This window comes from Pseudomonas savastanoi (genome assembly GCF_020917325.1).
GTDB lineage: Bacteria > Pseudomonadota > Gammaproteobacteria > Pseudomonadales > Pseudomonadaceae > Aquipseudomonas > Aquipseudomonas amygdali.
On sequence record NZ_CP076652.1, the window covers coordinates 5828378 to 5846322 of the forward strand.

9 protein-coding genes, 3 rRNA genes and 3 pseudogenes are annotated in these 17945 nt (G+C 56.2%); 11 read left to right on the forward strand and 4 right to left on the reverse strand.

Going from position 1 to position 17945, the window contains the following annotated elements:
- Positions 1-90: 90 nt before the first annotated feature.
- From KP808_RS25140 to KP808_RS26280, 4 genes and pseudogenes are all read left to right on the forward strand, one after another.
- Positions 91-327, forward strand: a complete 237-nt coding sequence (locus tag KP808_RS25140) for an acyl carrier protein (RefSeq protein WP_230017163.1) — start codon at positions 91-93, stop codon at positions 325-327.
- 172 nt (positions 328-499) lie between these two features.
- Positions 500-1310, forward strand: a pseudogene (locus tag KP808_RS25145) (mechanosensitive ion channel family protein).
- Positions 1311-1412: 102 nt separating this feature from the next.
- A pseudogene (locus KP808_RS26275) lies at positions 1413-2519 on the forward strand (FIST signal transduction protein); the annotation flags it as partial.
- Positions 2520-3074: 555 nt separating this feature from the next.
- Positions 3075-3431, forward strand: a pseudogene (locus KP808_RS26280) (methyl-accepting chemotaxis protein); the annotation flags it as partial.
- 63 nt (positions 3432-3494) lie between these two features.
- Here KP808_RS26280 and KP808_RS25155 read toward each other — a convergent pair.
- Entirely contained in the window at positions 3495-4976 is a 1482-nt protein-coding gene (locus KP808_RS25155; RefSeq protein ID WP_230017165.1) for a YdgA family protein, read from the reverse strand.
- Between the two features lie 153 nt (positions 4977-5129).
- Here KP808_RS25155 and KP808_RS25160 point away from each other — a divergent pair, with 153 nt between their 5' ends.
- From KP808_RS25160 to KP808_RS25190, 7 genes are all read left to right on the forward strand, one after another.
- On the forward strand, positions 5130-5819 hold the full coding sequence (locus KP808_RS25160) for an HAD-IA family hydrolase (RefSeq protein WP_004660956.1): 690 nt from the start codon (positions 5130-5132) through the stop codon (positions 5817-5819).
- A 20-nt stretch (positions 5820-5839) separates the two neighbouring features.
- The gene (locus KP808_RS25165; RefSeq protein ID WP_230017166.1) at positions 5840-6847 is read left to right on the forward strand and encodes an aldo/keto reductase; all 1008 of its coding nucleotides are present in this window, start codon (positions 5840-5842) and stop codon (positions 6845-6847) included.
- Positions 6848-7165: 318 nt separating this feature from the next.
- The gene (locus KP808_RS25170; RefSeq protein ID WP_122281625.1) at positions 7166-7903 is read left to right on the forward strand and encodes a GntR family transcriptional regulator; all 738 of its coding nucleotides are present in this window, start codon (positions 7166-7168) and stop codon (positions 7901-7903) included.
- A gap of 813 nt (positions 7904-8716) precedes the next feature.
- Complete coding sequence (locus KP808_RS25175; RefSeq protein ID WP_005734794.1) at positions 8717-9493, forward strand: DUF3050 domain-containing protein; 777 nt, start codon at positions 8717-8719, stop codon at positions 9491-9493.
- Positions 9494-9535: 42 nt separating this feature from the next.
- Complete coding sequence (locus KP808_RS25180) at positions 9536-10483, forward strand: diiron oxygenase (RefSeq protein WP_058400002.1); 948 nt, start codon at positions 9536-9538, stop codon at positions 10481-10483.
- Positions 10480-13914, forward strand: coding sequence for a non-ribosomal peptide synthetase (locus KP808_RS25185; RefSeq protein WP_230017167.1), 3435 nt, complete (start codon positions 10480-10482; stop codon positions 13912-13914). Before KP808_RS25180 ends, KP808_RS25185 begins: the two co-directional genes overlap by 4 nt.
- 32 nt (positions 13915-13946) lie before the next feature.
- Positions 13947-14423 carry an SRPBCC family protein gene (locus KP808_RS25190; protein ID WP_058409424.1) on the forward strand — a complete coding sequence of 159 codons (477 nt, stop codon included), beginning with the start codon at positions 13947-13949 and terminating at the stop codon, positions 14421-14423.
- Between the two features lie 113 nt (positions 14424-14536).
- Here KP808_RS25190 and rrf (KP808_RS25195) read toward each other — a convergent pair.
- From rrf (KP808_RS25195) to KP808_RS25205, 3 genes are all read right to left on the reverse strand, one after another.
- Positions 14537-14652: ribosomal RNA gene (gene rrf, locus KP808_RS25195) — 5S ribosomal RNA — on the reverse strand.
- A 106-nt stretch (positions 14653-14758) separates the two neighbouring features.
- Positions 14759-14874 (reverse strand): 5S ribosomal RNA (gene rrf, locus KP808_RS25200).
- A gap of 148 nt (positions 14875-15022) precedes the next feature.
- Positions 15023-17914, reverse strand: a 23S ribosomal RNA gene (locus tag KP808_RS25205).
- Positions 17915-17945 lie beyond the last annotated feature (31 nt).

The window sequence follows — 17945 nt, forward strand, 5'->3', positions numbered from 1 at the left end:
ACCTGCTATTTCTGACAGTAGACAGCGTTTTTGAGGTGGACTAACGTTCTTTTAAATGGCTGTAAATCTACATGCAAGGAGCGCATGATCATGAGCGACACTGAAGCAAAAGTGATAGCAATTTTGTCCGAGAAACTTGGCCTATCAGAATCAAGAATAAAACCGACAGACAGGTTAGTCGAAGACTTAAATTCGGACGACCTGGATTCCGCAGAAGCCGTTATGGCTCTACAAGACGAGTTTGGATTCATGATCCTGGACAAAGAATTTCTCGAACTGAAAACTGTACAAGACATCGTTGACTACGTATCAAAAAACAAAAAATAAACTCAACGTACGCTGGTTACTGCCTATCACCGAGTCGGCGACCAGCGCCACTTGAAAGCCCTTTGCCTCCAGTCAAAACTACCAGTAGCCACCGCCCTGCTTTGCCCTTCAATGTACGGCTCCGCTCCGCAGGCCATCTGCCGGGCGAGCCCTGCGGTCGGGAGTTGCGGTGATGGATGCGCTGAATGTCATCAATATCGGCACTGACGGAATCAACTCGTTGTTCAATATCGTTCTGCAGTACGGAACAACTGTCGTTTTGAGGCTGGTGATCGCAGCCTTGTTGTGGATAGTGGGTCGCTGGGTGATCGGCGTGCTGGTGAGGATGGCGCAGCGTTCGCTGACGCGGCAGCGGTTTGATCCGACGGTTCTGCGCTATGTCGGCTCGTTCATCACGGTGACGCTGAATATCATTCTGGTGATCGCCATCTTGAGCTATTGCGGCATCGAGACCACCAGCTTTGCGGCATTGCTGGCGGCCGTGGCGCTGGCGATCGGCATGGCGTGGTCGGGTTTGCTGGCCAATCTGGCGGCAGGTGGTTTCATCATCGTGCTGCGGCCCTTTAAGGTCGGCGATATGATTTCGGCTGCGGGTGTGACCGGGACAGTGGTCGAAATCGGACTGTTCGTCACATCGATCAACACCTCGGAAAACGTGTTGAATCTGGTGGGCAACAACAAGATCTTCTCTGACACGATCATCAATTTTTCCAGCAATGATTTCCGCAGCGTCGAACTGACCGCAATTGCCAGGCACTGCCGACGAGCAGGCGATCATTCCGCGCCTCAAGGATCAAATCGCCCGCCTCCCCAATGTACTGAGCAGCCCCGCGGTCGATGTGCATCTGTCCTCTACGATAGCCGATTCCATCACCCTGTGAGTACGGCCCTATTGCCACAATAATCACTATGATTCGGTGCATCGCCAGACGCTTGCCCTGATCAGAGCGTTGATGCTGAACATGTCTGAGCGGCACGCATAGGCAAAATTCATCGCCCACCGGCTAACCTGAACCCGTCAGCAGCCGATTAAAAGACCTCGGCCTTTTTTATGGCCCCTGCCTTTTACTCTTACGGATTCAACCATGAGCTTTCTATCTCGTTTTCGGGCCGGCACTTCGCGGACCGGAGGCGTACTCAGTGTCATTACGTCCGCGCGGGAATTGAACGACACGCTGTCGGCGTTAAGTTTTGACCCGGTCTACCTGACAGGCTTCGTTTCACCTCACGTCGACTTCGGTCAGGTTGCCCAGTCTGTCGCGGCACGCTTTCCCAACGCCAAGATCAGCCTGTGCACAACATCCGGCGAACTGTGCTCCAACAATGATTCGCTGTATTGCGCGGCGGGTAATCAGTGGGACCGGATCGTGCTGGCGCTGTTCGACTCAAGCGTTATCCAGAGTGCCGAGGTGGTGCATATTCCCCTGCACAGCGAAGACATTCGCGGCACGGGCAAGCGACTGTCCATGCGTGAGCGCATTGCGCGGCTGACCGACTCGATCAAGCGCACTCAGGTCAGCACGCCTATCGACCACAGGGATACGCTGGCCTACGTCACCTTTGACGGCCTTTCGGCCTCGGAGTCGTTTTTCATGGAAGCGCTCTACGAGTCAGGGCGTTTCCCATGCCTGTTCGTGGGTGGCTCTGCAGGCGGCAAAAGTGACTTCAAGAAGACGCTGATTCACGACGGTAAACGCAGCTACGAGAACCATGCTCAGGTGGTGTTTCTCAAGAGCGCAAAGAATGTGCGCTTTGGCGTCTTCAAGAGCCAGAACTTCGAGCCAACGCCACTGAGTCTGAGTGTCCTGACCGCCTCGCTGGAAGAGCGCTACATCAGCCAGGTGGTCAATTCCAGAGGCGAGATTGCCACGATGGTTGCAGCGCTGTGTGATGCGCTGAAGTGCGAGCGGCATGAGCTGGAAAGCAAGCTGGCGCAATATTCGTTCGCCATTCGGGTAGGCGAGGAATTGTTCGTACGCTCCATTGCGCGCATCGATTATGAAAGCGAGCGGGTTCATCTGTTCTGCGACGTGGCACCCGGCGAAGAACTGGTGATGGTCAAACGGACGTCGATGATCGACACCACGCGCAAGGACTTCACGCGCTTTCTACAGGGCAAGTCCGGCAAGCCGCTGCTCGGTCTGTTGAGCGACTGCATTCTGCGTCGTCTGAACAACGGCAGTGAATTGGGCCGCATGAATGATGTGTTCGGCGAGACGCCAGTGGTGGGCTTCTCGACCTTCGGCGAGATTCTGGGTTTGAACCTCAACCAGACCCTCACCGCAGTGTTCTTTTTCAAGGTGCCGGAAGGTCAGCCGTTCCGCGACGATTACATCGATAACTTCATTGCCTATTACGGCGAATTCAAGGCGTTCTTCCTGCGTCGGCAGATCAAGAAGCTGGCCGGTTTGAGCCATGTGGTGGTCAAGCAGATCGACCAGTTCAAGCAGCGTAACTTTGTGCAAACCATTGACCCGAGTGGTCTGGACGAGCAGATCCGCCCGGTGTTCGGCGGCCTGAGCGATCTGTGCGATGTACTGGTCAAGGCTCATCAGGATCAGGAAGAAATCGCCGATCAGTTGCGCCACTACTCAGGCGAGCTGCATGTTTCGATGGATGAACTGTCCCAGACCATCACGCAGCAGGAAACGGTCATCGACAAGGCGGGTAATACCGTCAAGAGCCTGGTCAGCCAGGCCGACGAGGTCGTGCTTGGCTCTCGGGAGCTGGCCAAGTCCAGCCTGCGCATCCAGTCAGTCGTGCAGATGATTCAGCAGATCGCCGGGCAGACCAATCTGTTGGCGCTGAACGCCGCCATCGAGGCAGCTCGGGCCGGCGAAATGGGCCGTGGCTTTGCAGTGGTCGCCGATGAAGTGCGTCAGCTGGCGCAGAAAACCACGCAAAACGCGAATGACATCGGCACGGATATCGAGCGTCTGGCCGAGGAGATTCGCAAGGTTGCGCAGCATATCGAAGAGCAATCCCTGGAAGTCGGCACGCTCACCAGCCTGCTGGCGGAGCTGGAAGGCTCCAGCGACATGACGGCGGGCACCTCGCAACGTACCCGGCAACTGGCGGATACCCTGCGCGGGCTGACTCGGTAGCAGGGCCTCTGCTGTCAGGACGGTAGATTGCCCGCCCTGACAGCAGACCGTGTTGCAGGCGGCTTACTGGTTGCCCAGCACGCCGACCTTGCCCATCACGTTGCTCATGAATTGCTGCACGGTCATTTTCTGGCCATTGAAGTCGACCATCTGGTTGGCATAACGCAGGTCGGAAACGATGTTGTCACCATCGACCTTGGCCAGTTGCATCATCTCCGCCATGGCGCTGGCCATGTCGCCAGCGGCCTTGGCCTGATCAGCGATGACCTTGAGGTCGGTCTGGCCTTCACGAATGGCTTGCTGGGTAGCGAGATCGCGGATCATCGGCTTGGACAGGACAACCCTGGCGTTGACTTCGCCGAGGCTTTTCAAGAGCAGCGAATCGGAAGGCTGATCGAGCGGGCCTGGATCGGCCAGGTCCACCGCGATGCGCATGTGGCTTTCGCCGTTGCTGGTCTTGAGCGAGAGTTTTTCCAGTTCGATATGCGGCTTGGCGATCAGCAGCTTTTTCATCTGGGTGTTCATCAGCTCTTGATCAGCCGCGTTCAGTTCAAGACGAAACGGACGTTTCTCCAGCGCGGCCTGCTGCTGTTGAGGCAGGATTTTATCCTGATACAACTGATACAGCGCCTGCGTGGCCACCACATCGAAGTTGGCTATTTTGAAGCCCATATGCGCTGAACCAACGTCCTTGCCTGCATAGGAAATCATGCCGGCATCGTAGTTGATCTGGGCAGCCAGGTTACCGGCATCTTCCTGCGCCAGGTTGGTGTTGGTGAAGTCCTTGATCTGCACCGGCGGCTTGCCCACCACCTGAAAGCCCGAGCTCTGGATTTTCATGTTGGTGTGGCCCAGATAGAAACCGGACTGGCCTTTGGTGCCGCCCGTGTCAAAGGTCATGCCTTTGACGTCGATGCTGACCGGGCCGTCAGGCGACGCGACGTTGAGCTGCAGGTTTTCCATGTTACCGGCCAGACTGAATTTTTCGGCGTCGGCGGACGACTCTGCATTCAGGTCGAGCCCGGAAAACCTGAACGTACCGTCGACGTCGGTCATTTCCAGCGGGGCCATCTGCAGCGTGCCTTTGGTGGCGCGGTCATAGCCGATGCTGGCTTGCCCCTTGAGCGGTGGAACATCCTTGCTCATGGCGAACCACTTTTCGGCGCTGGGGCTTTTCTCCATCTGGAAATTGCTCAAGGCCATGACGGGCAGCAGGTTCAGGGTCTTGAGGTGCGACAACGGAATGGGCCCGTGCTCGATCTGGTCGACAAACAGGAACTGGCCGCCCTGGGTGCTATCGGACAGGTTCTGGATGTCCACGCGATAGTGCGCCGTGCTGCTGAAGAAGTGCTTTTCCAGCGAGAGCATTTCCAGTTTGACGCTGGTGTCGGTGCCCTTGAACGACTTCGCGAGTTCCTGGTTGGCCTTGCTGATGGAGTCGGTCAGCGCGCCTTCCAGTTGATTGCCCGTGTACCAGGCGCCCGCCGTAACCAGTGCGCCCGCTACGACGATGACGCCAATCGCTATACCTGCTGATTTATTCATAGTGACGTGAAGATATCCGTTCTGATGGTGGGAAAGTCGTACCGGGACTGGCAGCACAGTTGAAAACCGCGAAAGATTATCAGAAACACAGGGTAGCCACGGTATTCACGGAAACGTTAGGCTGAAACGAATTTGAGAACGGGATGTGATCACATGAGCGAGCAACACACCGAACGAGGCCCGATCAAGGCCGTCATTTTCGACATGGATGGCCTGTTGCTGGACACCGAGGGGGTTTATACCGAAGTCACCCACTTGATCGCCAGCCGCCACGGGCGCACTTTCGACTGGTCCATCAAACAGCACACTATCGGCCGCGGTGCCCGGGATTTCTCGGATTACGTGATCAAGACGCTTGAACTGCCGATGTCGATCGACGAGTTTCTCGAAACCCGTGAACCGATGCTCGAAGAGCGTTTCCCCAAAGCGCCGGCAATGCCCGGAGCCGAGGCGCTGGTCAGGCATCTGGCAGCCCACAATATTCCCATCGCCGTAGGCACCAGCTCGTCGGTGCATTACTTCGAAGCCAAAACAACGCTGCACCGCGCGTGGTTCGAGCTGTTCGATACCGTCGTGACCGCAGACGACCCGGAAGTCGGCGCTGCCAAACCGGCCCCGGATATCTTTCTGGTCGCCGCCCGCCGCCTTGGCGTCTCGCCAAGTGATTGCCTGGTCTTCGAAGACTCGCCGTTCGGTGTGACGGCCGCCAAGGCTGCGGGCATGTACGCTGTTGCCGTACCGGACTCGCATATGCCGGTCGAGCAATACGAGCATGCAGACCTGCTGCTTGCCTCGCTGGCCGACTTCCCGCTCAAGGCGTGGGGGCTGCCTGAACTCGTCTGAATGACATGGAGATGTTGAGCATGAATTATCGAACCCTCGGCCAGTCCGGCCTCAAGGTTTCCACCCTGACACTCGGCTCGATGATGTTCGGCGAGCAGACCGGTGCCGAAGAGTCCCTGCGCATCATCGACAAGGCCAGGGATCAGGGCATCAATTTCATCGACACGGCGGATGTCTACAACGGTGGGCGCTCGGAAGAAATCGTGGGCCGGGCCATCGCCGCCCAACGCAGTGACTGGGTGCTGGCCACCAAGGTCGCCATCGGGCCAGCCGACGGCGTGCCCAATCGCGCCGGTCTGAACCGCAAGCACCTCTTCAATGCCATCGAGAACAGCCTGCGGCGTCTGGACACCGACTATGTGGATATCTACTACCTGCACAAGGAAGATCAGGACACACCACTTGAAGTGACCGTCTCGGCCATTGGCGATCTGATCCGTCAGGGCAAGATCCGCCACTGGGGTGTGTCGAACTTTCGCGGCTGGCGAATCGCTGAAATCGTCAACGTCGCGCAGCGCCTGGGCGTAGACAAGCCGGTCATCAGCCAGCCGCTGTACAACATCGTCAACCGTCAGGCCGAAGTCGAGCAGATCACCGCAGCGGCTTATCACGGCTTGGGTGTGGTGCCTTTCAGCCCGCTCGCACGCGGGGTGCTCAGCGGTAAATACGCCCCGGACATCGCCCCCGACAGTGAAAGCCGGGCCGGGCGTCAGGACAAGCGGCTGCTGGAAACCGAATGGCGCGTGGAGTCGCTGCGTATTGCGCAGCGAATTCAAGAGTACGTGCAGGACAAGGGTGTAGGTATTGTCGAGTTCGCCATTGCCTGGGTGCTCAACAACCGGGCCGTGACATCGGCAATCGTTGGCCCAAGGACCGAACAGCAGTGGGACGGTTACACTAAGGCACTAACGGTTGATATTACCGCCGAGGACGAGGCATTTATCGATTCGCTGGTAACACCTGGGCATGCGTCGACGCCCGGTTTCAATGACGTTCAGCACTTTGTGTCTGGCCGCCTGACCCGCTGAAGCGATTCCGCCTGCGGCCTTATGCCGCGAACGCCACTCTACTGCGCTCTGAAACGCCCGTTTCAGAGCGTTATTTCATAAAAACATAACGTGAAACTCCTGTTACCTACGAATGCCCACTCGGTACACGGAGCGAATGAGCGCTAAGATAGGCGCGTACTCATTGAGGCTCGCAGGGCTGAACCGCAACCCGGCACTTGCAGCAAAACATGATGATGCTTCTATTTTCGCGACTTACTGGCAAGTCTTGGCTAGTCTGTCGGCAATCCAGCGATTAATTGGACTTTATCCAGCCAAGGTTGATGAAGAAGTAGACCGATGCGCAAATCAGATAGAGAAGCCTTTCTAAGCTCCGTACTGGGCAACGAGCAGCCTCCGGCGCACCTTGCCAGAACCGTGATTGAAGAAAAGCTGCGAAATGCCATTATCGATGGCAGTCTTCCCAGTGGCACGGCCCTGCGCCAACAGGAGCTGGCCACACTGTTTGGCGTCAGCCGCATGCCTGTGCGCGAAGCACTGCGCCAGCTTGAGGCACAGTCGCTGTTGCGGGTCGAAACGCACAAGGGCGCAGTAGTCGCACCGTTGATTACCGAAGACGCCGTGGACGCTTATGCCTTGCGGATCCTTCTGGAGTCCGAGGCGTTGCGCTTGTCCATTCCGTTGCTGGACGCGGACGATCTGGCAGCGGCTGCAGGCTATATCGAGCAGCTTGAAGTCGAGACGGACTTCGGTCAGATCGGCAGGCTCAACCGGATGTTCCACTTGTCGTTGTATGCCAAGACTCACAACAAGCGCCTGATGCGCCTGGTTGAAGAAGGTCTGAACGAGGAAGAGCGCTTCTTGCGTTTCAATCTTTCCGCCATGGGGCTGGGCAAGCTTTCTCAGGATGACCATTGGCATCTGCTGCGGCTCGCCGAACAGAAAGCGGTCGAGCCATGTGTCGAAGCGCTGCAGCACCACCTCAACCGAGGCGTGCAGGCCGTTACCCAGTACCTGAGCAGCAACAAGGCCATCAACGCCAAACCAGCCCGTACCTCAAAGAAAACCCCCGCCTGAATCATTGAGACGGCTTATCCACCAGGCAATGGCATGACGCCTGCGGATTAGCCGCTCGCATTTCCCCCGCGCTTTCCCAACCTGCCTTCAACACCGGTCAGGCCCGACGCCTGGCATGGCGTTTTTATAGCTATTTTCCTGATCTGCCGGGTGGCCCGACACAGGAATCAGGCAAACTCGGGTGAGGCCCAGAGGACTCAACCTGAGGGTGTTCTCTGGCTACGGCTGAACTGTCCACGCAGCACCGGAGCAGTTCTGTGTTCATTTGAACCCAATGAACAAGGAGTTGTTGAACGGGGCAAACCGACATGGGAAGTCATTTCCAACATTGCCCATTAAAAAACCCAGGCACCTGATTATTCAGCATAACGGCAACGCTGAGTGAGGCATTCACTCATTATTGATAATTCTGACTCAATCAGTCGGAAGGGTTGCCTGCGTCCCTATAAAACATATTCCACGTGTTTTATATGGCAACTTACACGCCGCAAAAACAACAAATTAAATATTATTAAAAAAGAATTGCGCACTGCATTAAATTTGTTTTAAGTTTTCTTCGCCGTCAGCGTAATTGACGGCAGCCGGACGCAAAGCCGCAATCCATAAGGGCTACAGACCGGCAAGTTGAAGTTATGGACGCTCTTGAATGGCTATAACCGACGTGCAGTTGCGGCTAATTATCGCCCCTGCCTTCAGGCCTTTGTTCGCCTTGCATTCAGGTCTTTCATCACATTCATCCTGCACGGACGACACGTTAAAACTTCGAATAACTGTACTGCCACCTACCGCTACCATGACCATAGGGACATCACCATGCATTGTGAGAAAACGCTGCTCGACCAAAAGAAAGTTGAACTTAGCCGTCACCCGATTTTTGCCGAAATCACGACGTTGGGCGTATTGCGACGCTTTATGGAAACCCATGTATTCGCCGTCTGGGATTTCATGTCTCTGACCAAACGTCTGCAACAGGAACTGACCTGCACGCAACTGCCGTGGCTGCCACCGACCGATGCCTGCGCCGCCCGCCTGATCAACGAGATCGTGCTGGGGGAAGAGTCCGACGACCGATTGGATTCAGGTCATTACAGCCACTTCGAGCTGTACCTGGACGCCATGCGCGAGATTGGCGCGAGCACGTTACAGATCGAGCGTTTCATCCAGCTGCAGCAGCAGGGTCTGCATTACACAACGGCCCTGCAACGGGTCAACGCAGGCCAGGCCGCATCAGCATTCGTGACGCACACCCTCGACACCGCCCTTCATGCCCCCGCACACAGCGTTGCTGCGGCGTTTCTGCACGGGCGCGAAAGCGTCATCCCACAGATGTTCCAGAGCATCCTCGACGACTGGGGCATCACCGTCGAACAGGCACCCACCTTCCGTTACTACCTGGAGCGCCACATCGAAGTGGACTCCGAGGACCACGGCCCGGCAGCGGAACAGTTGCTGGCCCGTCTGATTGGCGGCGACGCGCAGCGTGAACGAGAGGTGTATCAGGCGGCCATCGCAGCGGTGGAAAGCAGGGTCCGGCTATGGGACACGCTGCGCATGAGCATGCGCGCGCCATTGATGCAGGCCAGTGCGTAACACCCGCTCGCAACACCCTGAAGCCTTTACAAGGAAGACATCATGAAAGCAGAAGACTACACGTCGTTTATCGATGCGTGGGAAGGCCGCGCCACCATTCGTACTCGTCCGCGCAGAATGGTCGAGAACGATGAAAAACTGATCTACCCCCTCAGCCGTCAGCCGCTGGTGCTCAGTGACACGTTTACCCGCGAGTGCGCGCATTTGCGCGACTACGCACTGGTGCAGAGCCTCTATAAGTTCATCAACGATGTGGTGATCTTTGAAACCGAGATCGTCGACAAGACCGCACGCAGTATCGCCAAGGACAACTTCACGATTCGCTTCCCGTTTGCCTGCCGCTATGACGCGATGACGGTGGTGGTCGACGAGGACTATCACGCGCTGGTGGCGATGGACTTCATGCAACAGACCATCGCGCTGACGGGCATCGAGCCGATTCAGTTGCCTGACGAAATCGAACTCAGCCTGGCCATACCCGCCGCGCTGGCTCTGGCTCCGGAGCATCTGCGCAGTGCAGTTGAACTGATCTGCGTGGCTATCGCGGAAAACACCGTGACCAATGACGTAGCGGCGTTCGCCAAGGACGACTCGGTCAAGCAATCGGTCAAGGGACTGATGGCTGACCATCTGCTGGACGAGGGACGTCATTCAGGATTCTGGGCACGGCTGGTACGAATCTACTGGCACACCGCAGACGAGCAGGATCGGGAATCCATCGCGCGCATCCTGCCGGTGTTTATCGCTCAGTATTTGACCAATGACATACAGAATGGCTTCGATTTCACCCTGATCGAGCACTTGCAGGTGCCGGATACCATCAAGCAGGCGCTCAAGGACGAAACCAGGGCCGTGAGTTTTCCTGTCAACCGCCACCACCCGCTGGTCGCCAATATTGTGCGCTTCTTCAAGAGCAGCTCGATGCTTGACGATCCCTGCGTGCAGCGTGCGCTGGCGGACTACCTGCCGGTTCAGGGGACGCTGCAATGAAGCGCCTGGAGATTGTGCTCATCGGTCACAGCCTGACGCTGAGCGAGCTGAATGCCGAGCTGCTGGACCACGGGCATGGGGTGCGGCATTTGTCTGATCAGCAGGCGCTGGACGCGTTGACGGTGCCTGATGGTTGCGTCCTGATCGAAGACGGCAGTCTGAACCTTCGCGGGGTACGAGGCCATGGTACTCATCTGGGCCTGCGGGTCGGCTTCAGCGCGGCGCTCGCGCACGGTCTGCCTCGCCTGGAGCTGCTCTGCTGGCATGGGCCGGCCAATGCTCGACGCCTGATAGCTCATGAGTGGCTGCCGGCCGAGGAGTCAGGCAACGGCCGTGTACTGCGTGATGCGGCTGTCGCAGGCATGGTGGAGCTGGTGGCGTTGCAGGTCAGCCGACTGTCCAGGGACGATGATTATTTCAACAGTCTGCCTACTGCAACACCCGCTCAGAGTGACCGGCAGGATGGCTTGCAGGCGATGGATGATTTGCTCTTCGAGCATCGCCTGAATCAGACAGAACAATCCCACCTGCTGAAGCGGGCTGAAACCTCGATCACCGAGCGGCTGGAACAGGCGCTGCTGATGTTTGCCGAACGTCCGGCACTGTCCGTTCGCAATCAGACGCTCAGCTATCGAGAACTGCACGCGCACAGCATCGACATTCAGCGCCTGTTGCTGCCTTTGCTGGCGTCTGCGAAAGCTGACACGCCTCCGGTGATCGGCATCTGCCTGCCCAAGTCACCCGAGTTGTATGCGGGCATTCTGGCGATTCTGGGCTGCGGTGCGGTTTATCTTCCGCTTGATCCTGGCCAGCCTTTGCAGCGTCAGCAGTACATTCTGGAAAACTCGGGAGCGATACTGTTGCTTCACGACGGCTCGCACCCACTGGCCGCTGCGGAGTTTCCGGCACTGGATATTGCTGCGGTGCCGATGGGGGATGCCGTTTCAGCCGGCATGCGCGTTCATGCCGCGCAGGACGCACCTTGCATGGCGCTATACACGTCAGGCACCACCGGGCAGCCGAAAGGCGTATTGCTCAGCCAGCGCAACCTCAGCCACTTCACCGCCTGGTACGCCGAGTATGTGAGCCTGCGCGAGCAGAGCCGGGTACTGCAGTTTTCTACGTTGAGCTTTGATTCGTCGATCATCGACATTTTTCCCACCTGGTTCAGTGGCGCTGAACTGGTGGTGCCTGATGAAGACCAGCGGCGTGATCCATTGCAACTGGTCAGCGTGCTGCAACAAGGCATCACTCACGCGTTTCTGCCACCGGCACTGTTGAGCATTCTGCCGCTGGATCAGCCTTTGGGGCTGGAGCATGTCATGACCGGCGGCGACGTCTGTGAGCCGCATGTGATTGCGCAACTCACCAGGCAGTGTCGTTTCCACAACCTGTATGGCCCTACCGAAGCCACCGTGTTGGTCACGGCCGTTGAGTTCGGGCCGTCCAGCAGCAATCGGCATCTGGGACAACCGATTGCCAACAGCCAGGCTTGGATTCTCGACGAGCAATTGCAACCCGTAGCGGAGCAAACGCCGGGTGAGCTGTATATCGTCGGTCCTGGTGTTTGCCTGGGCTACGTAAACAATCCCCCGCTTACCGCCGAGCGCTATGTGTGGCTGACCAAGCCGGACGGGCAGCAACTGCGGGCCTATCGCACCGGCGATATCGCCAAGTGGACGGCTGATGGCATCGTACTGAGCGGACGCCGCGATAATCAGGTAAAGATTCGCGGCTTTCGGGTCGAGCCGGAAGAGATCGAGCATTGTTTGCGCGACAGCGGGCTGTATCGACAGGTGGCTGTGGTGATCGACGGGCAGCGACGCATTCTGGCGTTTCTCGCTCAACCGTATCGGGAACATGACGAACAGGCGTTGAGAGCGCATGTGCAACGTCTGCTGCCTGACTACATGCATCCTGCTGTGTACACGACGCTGCCCGGTCTGCCGTTTGCCAGCAACGGCAAGGTCGATCGCAAGGCACTTCTGGAAATACCGCTGAGCTTCAGCGGACAACGCACGGGGCGTCTGCCACAGACCGAGCAGGAGCAAGCGCTGCTGGCGTTATGGGCCGAACTGCTGGAACTGCCGTCAGAAGATATCTCTACGGACGAAAGCTTTTTCAATCTGGGCGGTCATTCGATTCTGCTGTCACGCCTGCTGCTGGGGGTTCGTGAGCGGTTTGGGCGCAGCATTCCGATCAACCGTTTTATCGAAGCACCTACCGTCCTGACACTGGCCAGCCTGATCGACAGCGATGGTGCTTCGGCTTACACCATCAGTGCGCAGGCTCTATTGGATGCCGACGCGAATACCCCGCTGACGACTTTGCCCATCAGCCAGCTGGGTGATGTTCATAAAGTGATTGTTACCGGTGCCAACGGTTTTCTCGGTGTGCATATCGTTGAAGCGCTGTTGAACTGGGGGGCGACAGAGATCGCCTGCCTGGTTCGTGAAACTGCGGGGCAAAGCGCACAACAGCGTTTCGAGCATTCACTGCGGGAAAACCGTCTGGATCATCTGGACCTGAGTCGCGTGAAGGTCTACGCCGCTGACGTGACCAGGCCCAGGCTGGGTCTCACTGAAGCGGTATATGAACGACTGGATAGCGAGTTCGGTGCGCTGGTGCATAACGCTGCCAATGTGAACCATGTGCAGGACTATGAAACCCTCGTCAAAGACAATGTTGCGCCGGTCTTTGAATGCCTGAAGCTGTGTGAGGGGCGCAGCAAAAAGATCTTCAACTTCGTCTCGACCCTTTCCGCCTGCAGTGCAGTCGATGCAGCCGGTAACGTGCTTGAACAGCCCGCTGCCGCTACCCCGCCGATCTACATCAAGAACGGTTACAACCTGTCCAAATGGGTAGCTGAGCGTGTTCTGCAGCGCGCGCGAGAGCAAGGTGCCTGGGTGAACATCTATCGGCCCGGCAATATCGCGTTCAACAGCGTCACCGGCGTGTGCCAGCCGCAAAAAAACCGCCTGATGCTGATGCTCAAAGGCTCGCTGCAACTGGGTCAGGTTCCGGCGTTCGCCATCAACTTCGACCTGATGCCGGTGGACTTCCTGGCACGCTTCATCGGCTTCCATGCCAGTCGTTATCAACCGGAACACGCCGTGTTCAACCTGCATAACCCTGAGCCCTTGAGCTGGAATAACTATGTGGACGCCTTCCGCGAGGCAGGCCGTCAGTTCGAGCTGGTCAGCGTCGAGCAATGGCAGGCCCAACTCGGCCGTGTTGACAGCCAGAACGCTTTGTTTGGTGTGCTGGGTTTCTATCTCGACGGGTTTGAAGAAGACATCGGCGACATCTCGATGATCGAGTACCGCAACACCCTCAGCGGTATTCACCGTATGGGCGAGCAATACCCGCAGAAAACCCCTGTGCTGTTGCGCAAGGGCTGCGATTACCTGAAAGAAATCGGCTTCATCTGAATTGATACCCACTGACGTAAATGGAGAAAGACATGAGCACACTTCACAGTAATCTGAAGCCCGACACCCTTATCCAGAATCCGGTGTCGTGCCGAGTGGCCTCAGCCGTGGAAGTACCCGGTAACGTAGCCAGCGTATGGGCCGTGGTGGGGAATTTTGGTGGTTTCCAAGCCTTCATACCCGCGCTGGACAGCATTGAAGTCACTGGGGAAGGGCCAGGCTCGGTTCGAAGGAAACTGTTCAAGGACGGCAACGTGGCCATCGAACAACTGAACTCACGGGATGATCAGGCGCTGTACATGACCTGGTCACTGATCCACACCAGCTTACCGGTGAGTAACCTATGGGCGGCAATGACTGTTGAAGCTACCGGGGAAGGTGCGTGTTTGGCCCGTTGGACGATTGTTGCCGACCCTGTTCAGGGAGGTCCTGAAGGGGAGGCATTTGAAGCTTTTCTTCAGGGGTTTGCTGACGGCGCGATGAGTAACGTACGCAGCCTTTTTGGCTGATTCACGCACCATCACTGAAGCCCGCTCAGCGCGAAAGCCTGCGCAGGCTTTTTTCAGGCTCCATAACGACAAAACCCCTCATCGCAAGAGCGATGAGGGGTTTCGGAATTCAATCTTGACGATGACCTACTCTCACATGGGGAAACCCCACACTACCATCGGCGATACATCGTTTCACTACTGAGTTCGGGATGGGATCAGGTGGTTCCAATGCTCTATGGTCGTCAAGAAATTCTGTTGCCAGTCCGTTAACAGGTAACGTCCCAGCGAATTTTGATGCTTCTACTTAAACAAAAACCCTCAACGCGTAAGCGATGAGGGTTTCTGGAATTTAATCTTGACGATGACCTACTCTCACATGGGGAAACCCCACACTACCATCGGCGATACATCGTTTCACTACTGAGTTCGGGATGGGATCAGGTGGTTCCAATGTTCTATGGTCGTCAAGAAATTCGGGTACCGAATCGTGCCGTGCGGCGCGCTTCAGCAAATCGGGTATGTGATAGCTCGGTGCGGTTGTGACGCAAACTTTCGGTTCGTGTCGTCTTCACAGTCACCGCAATCTGGTCGTTCGACTCAAATTGCTTGGGTGTTATATGGTCAAGCCTCACGGGCAATTAGTATTGGTTAGCTCAACGCCTCACAGCGCTTACACACCCAACCTATCAACGTCGTAGTCTTCGACGGCCCTTTAGGGAACTCAAGGTTCCAGTGAGATCTCATCTTGAGGCAAGTTTCCCGCTTAGATGCTTTCAGCGGTTATCTTTTCCGAACATAGCTACCCGGCAATGCCACTGGCGTGACAACCGGAACACCAGAGGTTCGTCCACTCCGGTCCTCTCGTACTAGGAGCAGCCCCTCTCAAATCTCAAACGTCCACGGCAGATAGGGACCGAACTGTCTCACGACGTTCTAAACCCAGCTCGCGTACCACTTTAAATGGCGAACAGCCATACCCTTGGGACCGGCTTCAGCCCCAGGATGTGATGAGCCGACATCGAGGTGCCAAACACCGCCGTCGATATGAACTCTTGGGCGGTATCAGCCTGTTATCCCCGGAGTACCTTTTATCCGTTGAGCGATGGCCCTTCCATACAGAACCACCGGATCACTAAGACCTACTTTCGTACCTGCTCGACGTGTCTGTCTCGCAGTCAAGCGCGCTTTTGCCTTTATACTCTACGACCGATTTCCGACCGGTCTGAGCGCACCTTCGTACTCCTCCGTTACTCTTTAGGAGGAGACCGCCCCAGTCAAACTACCCACCATACACTGTCCTCGATCCGGATAACGGACCTGAGTTAGAACCTCAAAGTTGCCAGGGTGGTATTTCAAGGTTGGCTCCACGCAGACTGGCGTCCACGCTTCAAAGCCTCCCACCTATCCTACACAAGCAAATTCAAAGTCCAGTGCAAAGCTATAGTAAAGGTTCACGGGGTCTTTCCGTCTAGCCGCGGATACACTGCATCTTCACAGCGATTTCAATTTCACTGAGTCTCGGGTGGAGACAGCGCCGCCATCGTTACGCCATTCGTGCAGGTCGGAACTTACCCGACAAGGAATTTCGCTACCTTAGGACCGTTATAGTTACGGCCGCCGTTTACCGGGGCTTCGATCAAGAGCTTCGCTTGCGCTAACCCCATCAATTAACCTTCCGGCACCGGGCAGGCGTCACACCCTATACGTCCACTTTCGTGTTTGCAGAGTGCTGTGTTTTTAATAAACAGTCGCAGCGGCCTGGTATCTTCGACCGGCGTGGGCTTACGCAGTAAATGCTTCACCCTCACCGGCGCACCTTCTCCCGAAGTTACGGTGCCATTTTGCCTAGTTCCTTCACCCGAGTTCTCTCAAGCGCCTTGGTATTCTCTACCCAACCACCTGTGTCGGTTTGGGGTACGGTTCCTGGTTACCTGAAGCTTAGAAGCTTTTCTTGGAAGCATGGCATCAACCACTTCGTGTTCTAAAGAACACTCGTCATCAGCTCTCGGCCTTGAGATCCCGGATTTACCTAAGATCTCAGCCTACCACCTTAAACCTGGACAACCAACGCCAGGCTGGCCTAGCCTTCTCCGTCCCTCCATCGCAATAACCAGAAGTACAGGAATATTAACCTGTTTTCCATCGACTACGCTTTTCAGCCTCGCCTTAGGGACCGACTAACCCTGCGTCGATTAACGTTGCGCAGGAAACCTTGGTCTTTCGGCGTGGGTGTTTTTCACACCCATTGTCGTTACTCATGTCAGCATTCGCACTTCTGATACTCCAGCAAGCTTCTCAACTCACCTTCACAGGCTTACAGAACGCTCCTCTACCGCATCATCAAAAGATGATACCCGTAGCTTCGGTGCATGGTTTGAGCCCCGTTACATCTTCCGCGCAGGCCGACTCGACTAGTGAGCTATTACGCTTTCTTTAAAGGGTGGCTGCTTCTAAGCCAACCTCCTAGCTGTCTAAGCCTTCCCACATCGTTTCCCACTTAACCATGACTTTGGGACCTTAGCTGACGGTCTGGGTTGTTTCCCTTTTCACGACGGACGTTAGCACCCGCCGTGTGTCTCCCATGCTCGGCACTTGTAGGTATTCGGAGTTTGCATCGGTTTGGTAAGTCGGGATGACCCCCTAGCCGAAACAGTGCTCTACCCCCTACAGTGATACATGAGGCGCTACCTAAATAGCTTTCGAGGAGAACCAGCTATCTCCGAGCTTGATTAGCCTTTCACTCCGATCCACAGGTCATCCGCTAACTTTTCAACGGTAGTCGGTTCGGTCCTCCAGTTAGTGTTACCCAACCTTCAACCTGCCCATGGATAGATCGCCCGGTTTCGGGTCTATTCCCAGCGACTAGACGCCCTATTAAGACTCGCTTTCGCTACGCCTCCCCTATTCGGTTAAGCTCGCCACTGAAAATAAGTCGCTGACCCATTATACAAAAGGTACGCAGTCACCCAACAAAGTGGGCTCCCACTGCTTGTACGCATACGGTTTCAGGATCTATTTCACTCCGCTCTCCGCGGTTCTTTTCGCCTTTCCCTCACGGTACTGGTTCACTATCGGTCAGTCAGTAGTATTTAGCCTTGGAGGATGGTCCCCCCATATTCAGACAAGGTTTCTCGTGCCCCGTCCTACTCGATTTCATTGCAAAGGGATTTTCGCGTACAGGGCTATCACCCACTATGGCCGTCCTTTCCAGAACGTTCCGCTAATCCCAATACAACTTAAGGGCTGGTCCCCGTTCGCTCGCCACTACTAAGGGAATCTCGGTTGATTTCTTTTCCTCAGGGTACTTAGATGTTTCAGTTCCCCTGGTTCGCCTCTTGCACCTATGTATTCAGTACAAGATAACCATCTTATGATGGCTGGGTTCCCCCATTCAGACATCTCCGGATCACAGTCTGTTTGCCGACTCCCCGAAGCTTTTCGCAGGCTACCACGTCTTTCATCGCCTCTGACTGCCAAGGCATCCACCGTATGCGCTTCTTCACTTGACCATATAACCCCAAGCAATCTGGTTATACTGTG

What these genes read in the sequence shown, in the direction of transcription:
- KP808_RS25170 (WP_122281625.1), top strand. Translation starts at nt 7,166, where the DNA reads ATGCGCAAATCAGATAGAGAAGCCTTTCTAAGCTCCGTACTGGGCAAC.
- KP808_RS25185 (WP_230017167.1), top strand. Translation starts at nt 10,480, where the DNA reads ATGAAGCGCCTGGAGATTGTGCTCATCGGTCACAGCCTGACGCTGAGC.
- KP808_RS25165 (WP_230017166.1), top strand. Translation starts at nt 5,840, where the DNA reads ATGAATTATCGAACCCTCGGCCAGTCCGGCCTCAAGGTTTCCACCCTG.
- KP808_RS25160 (WP_004660956.1), top strand. Translation starts at nt 5,130, where the DNA reads ATGAGCGAGCAACACACCGAACGAGGCCCGATCAAGGCCGTCATTTTC.
- KP808_RS25140 (WP_230017163.1), top strand. Translation starts at nt 91, where the DNA reads ATGAGCGACACTGAAGCAAAAGTGATAGCAATTTTGTCCGAGAAACTT.
- KP808_RS25175 (WP_005734794.1), top strand. Translation starts at nt 8,717, where the DNA reads ATGCATTGTGAGAAAACGCTGCTCGACCAAAAGAAAGTTGAACTTAGC.
- KP808_RS25155 (WP_230017165.1), bottom strand. Translation starts at nt 4,976, where the DNA reads ATGAATAAATCAGCAGGTATAGCGATTGGCGTCATCGTCGTAGCGGGC.
- KP808_RS25190 (WP_058409424.1), top strand. Translation starts at nt 13,947, where the DNA reads ATGAGCACACTTCACAGTAATCTGAAGCCCGACACCCTTATCCAGAAT.
- KP808_RS25180 (WP_058400002.1), top strand. Translation starts at nt 9,536, where the DNA reads ATGAAAGCAGAAGACTACACGTCGTTTATCGATGCGTGGGAAGGCCGC.